At 70.9% G+C, this 3,793-nt stretch carries 4 protein-coding genes; 1 reads left to right on the top strand and 3 read right to left on the bottom strand.

Features of this window, described 5'->3' with window-relative positions; translation table 11 throughout:
- The coding region (locus ACV4UX_RS17820; RefSeq protein WP_491594623.1) for a glycosyltransferase at positions 1 to 1,237 on the top strand (1,237 nt) is incomplete at its 5' end.
- Between the two features lie 6 nt (positions 1,238 to 1,243).
- Here ACV4UX_RS17820 and ACV4UX_RS17815 read toward each other — a convergent pair.
- The 3 genes from ACV4UX_RS17815 to ACV4UX_RS17805 all read right to left on the bottom strand — a co-directional run.
- Entirely contained in the window at positions 1,244 to 2,113 is an 870-nt protein-coding gene (locus tag ACV4UX_RS17815; protein WP_491594622.1) for a cell division protein FtsX, read from the bottom strand.
- Entirely contained in the window at positions 2,110 to 2,829 is a 720-nt protein-coding gene (locus ACV4UX_RS17810; protein WP_491594621.1) for a cell division ATP-binding protein FtsE, read from the bottom strand. Before ACV4UX_RS17810 ends, ACV4UX_RS17815 begins: the two co-directional genes overlap by 4 nt.
- Positions 2,830 to 2,845: 16 nt before the next feature.
- Positions 2,846 to 3,793 (bottom strand): ribonucleotide reductase barrel domain-containing protein (locus ACV4UX_RS17805; protein WP_491594620.1); only part of this gene is annotated, 948 nt, incomplete at its 5' end.

Raw genomic sequence — 3,793 nt, 5'->3', positions numbered from 1 at the left:
TCCCCACCAGACGGCCTTTGTGGGCCGCATCACCGGGCACAGGCCCCTGCGGGCCCTCTTCGCCAAGCACCTGCGGGAACGTTGGGGGGCCTTCGTGCAGGGCGAGCTTCATCCCGGGGAGGTGCTCCCGACGTATTGCTCGGCCCGCGTGGCGCCCGGGGAGTCCATCCAGGGGGAGATCACCCAGCGGCTCTTCCAGACCGCATCGGCCGGTTGCGCCGTGGTGGATCCCCAGCGCGACAACGGCCTGGAGGAACTCTTCGAACCGGGCCGCGAGGTGCTCACCTACGCCCACGTCCTGGAGCTGGACGAAGTTCTGGCGCGCCTGGAGGCCGACACGGCCCTGGCGGAGAGCCTGGGCCGCGCAGCCAGGGAGCGCCATCTGCGCGAACACCTTCCGGAACACCGCGTGGAGGCCCTTGGACGGCTGGCCCACTCGACGGAGCGGACTGCGCCTTCGGGAGAGGAGGCCCAGCGCCTCTTCTGGCTGGCCGCGGCGCGCTGCCTGGAGACAGGGCTTCTGCCCGCTCCCGTGGAGGCGGCTCTTTCCGGGCTTGGCGTCTTTGGGGGCGATCCGGAGTGTCTTGTTGCCATGGGGGGGCTCATGGCCCTGAAGGGCAGTGCCCGGGAGGCTCTGACGCCGTGCCTGAGACTGTTCACCGGGCCGGGGACGGCCCATGCGGGGCTGGCGGCCTGCGTCTGCGCACTGGCCTTGCGCCTGGAAGAGCCCGAGACCGCGTACGGCGCATACGCCCTGCTCGCCCGGGCGGCCGGGGAGCCGCCCCTGGAGCACCGGACCCCGGCGGGAGTCTGCCGGGCCATGGCCGGGGTGCTGGCGCGGCGTGGGGCGCTTTGGCGTCCGGGCTTTCCCTTCGACCCGGAGCGCCATCTGGCGGCCAGCGCGATGGAGTTTCTGCATCTCGCGCACACCCTGGAGCCCCAGAACCTGGAGACCTGCCGGCGCATCGAGGCGCTGCTGCGCGGCCTGCCCGGCAGCGAGCTGGTGCGCGTGGCGCACCTCTCCACCCTGACGCTGCACCGGCCGAAGGACTTCCGCCTCGGCGCGGCCCTGGGTCTGGCGGACCTGAAGGCCTTCCGGGCGCGCGAAGGCCTGGAGGAGCTGCGCCTGGCCAGGCTGCGCGCCCTGGAGCAGGGCAGGCTCCCGGCTTTCGAGGGCTTCCTGCGCGCGGCGGATCCGGGCGGCTCGGTGGAGCGCGCCCTGTCCTGGACTGGGTGAGGGCGCCTAGTCTCCCGAGGCGGCCAGCCAGCCGCCCAGGGCGGACATGACCACGGCCAGGAGCGTCATCACGAGGGCTTCTTCCAGAGGCAGCGGGCCGAGCTTGATCCACAGGGGCGGCTCGTTGAGCACCCCGGACACGGAGCTCTGCACGGCGAAGAGCGCGCCCAGGCCCACCGAGGAGCCCACGAAGCCCGTGGCCGCGGCGCTGACGGTCCAGGGCAGGCGCACGAACCACTCCTGCGCGCCCACCAGGCGCAGGATCTCCGCCTCGGCCCGGCGGCCCTCCAGGCACAGGCGCGCGGCCAGGTAGGCCAGCAGGGCGATGGCCAGCGAGAGCGAGAGCGACAGCGGCACCAGGGCCTTCATCGAGAGAGCGCGCAGCGCCATGGCCACGTCGAGCTGCATGGGGTTGATGCGCACCTTTTCCACCCCGGGCAGGGCGTTCAGGCGGTCCAGGAAGCCCTCGGCGGGGCGCGAATCGGCCGAGTTCACCCGGAAGGAGGCCAGGGCCGTGGCGGGCAGCGGGTTCACGGTCATCCAGCTGAAATCGAAGCCCGGTCCGATGGTCTTTTTCAGGGTCTCCAGGGCCTGGTCCGGGGTGAAGGCCACCACGGAATCCACCCCGGGCATGACGCGGATGGCCTCCCACTGGGTGCGCACCTGCGCCATGTCCGTGCCGGGACGCCAGTAGATCTGGAACTGGGCGTGGCCCTGGCGGCTGGTGAGGTGGTGGTCCAGGTTGGAGAGGAACAGGCCGAAGGCCCCGGCCAGGAAGCAGGTCAGGCCCAGGGCGGCTGCGGCCATCAGGTGCAGGCCCGGCGCGTGGGAGATCAGGTCCAGGGCGCGGGCCAGGGCGCGGGCGAAGAGGATCATGCCTGGGCCTCCTCTTCGGGCGCGTCGCCGCCGTCTCCCTCTTCGTCGTCTTCCTCGTCGCCGCCGGCCAGCAGGAAGCCCGCTTCGAGGCTCAGCACCCGGGCCTGGGGCGTGGCGCGCACCAGCTCCATGTTGTGGGTGGCCATGAGGATGGTCACGCCGTGGGCGTGGAACTGCTTGAACACCTCCATGAGGCGCTGGGCGAGGTTGAGGTCCAGGTTGCCGGTGGGCTCGTCGGCCAGGATCACCTTGGGGCCGCCGGCCATGGCCCGGGCGATGGCCACGCGCTGCTGCTCGCCGCCGGAGAGCGACAGGCAGGGCAGCTCGGCCATGCGCGTGAGGTGCAGGGAGGCCAGCACCGAGTCCACGCGTCGCACGATCTGCTCGCGCGGCAGGCCGCAGACCTCCAGGGGCAGGCTCACGTTCTCGCGCACGGTGCGGTCCATGAGGATCTTGAAGTCCTGGAAGACCACGGCCACGTCGCGGCGCAGGAAGGGCAGGTTCTTCCGGGGCAGCCCGGCCAGGTCGTACCCGGCGATGGCGGCCTTGCCTCGCTGCACGGGCAGGTCGCCGTGGAGCAGGCGCAGCAGGGTGGTCTTGCCCGCGCCGGAATGGCCGGTGAGGAAGCAGAACTCGCCCTTGCGCACGCGGAAGCTCACGGCGCGCAAGGCCAGGTGCTCGTCGAAGGCGTGGGTGAGCTGGACGGCGGAGATCACGGCGCGGGGCTCCTTTCTAGCCGCATTTGGTGAAGCCGCAGGCCTTGCACACGTAGCAGCCTTCCTCGAACACCAGCTCCTCGGCGCATTCCGGGCAGGTGGGGGCGTTGAGGGAGCGCACGTCGTCGGCCCGCTTGAGGCCCTGCATGTAGCGGTGCTCCAGCACCCAGGCCACGGCGTCGGGCAGGGAGAGCAGCAGGCCTTTCTTCTGGAACACCGGGTTCTCGCCGCCGATGCCCTTGAGCTGGCCCACCACGTCGGCCACGTCCACGCCCGAGCGCAGGGCCAGGGACACCAGCCTGCCGATGGCCTCGGCCTTGGCCGTGATGGAGCGGCCCGACTTGCCGATGGTGGCGAACACCTCGAAGGGCTTGCCGTCCACCTCGTTGACGGTGAGGTAGAGGTCGCCGTAGCCGGTCTTCACCTTCTGGGTGAAGCCGTAGACCACGTCGGGGCGGTTGCGCACGCGCGATTCTGCGCGCTCGCCCTGCTTGTCCTTGGGCGCGCCGTCGCCGGTGCAGAGCACCTGGGCGGTCTTGCAGCCGTCGCGGTAGACGGTGACGCCCTTGCAGCCCAGCTCGTAGGCCATCCAGTAGATCTTCCAGATGTCGTCCTGGGTGGCCTCGTTGGGCAGGTTGACGGTCTTGGAGACGGCGTTGTCGGTGTACTTCTGGAAGGCGGCCTGCATCTTGAGGTGCGATTCCGGGGTGATGTCCATGGCCGTGACGAACACGCGGCGCAGGTCCTCGGGGATGTAGTCGATGTGGGCGATGGAGCCCTTGGCGGCCACCTCCTCCATGAGCCGGGGCGAGTGGCACTGGGCGGCCTTCACGGCGGCCTCGAAGTGGGGGTTGGACTCCACGAGCTTTTCGCCGTCCATCACGTGGCGGGCGAAGGAGAGGGCGAAGAGCGGCTCCACGCCCGAGGAGCACCCGGCCAGGATGGAGAGGGTTCCCGTGGGGGC

The organism is Fundidesulfovibrio sp. (assembly GCF_058402725.1).
Note: the sequence above shows the minus strand (reverse complement) of the source record. Positions and strands in the feature narration are given on the sequence as shown.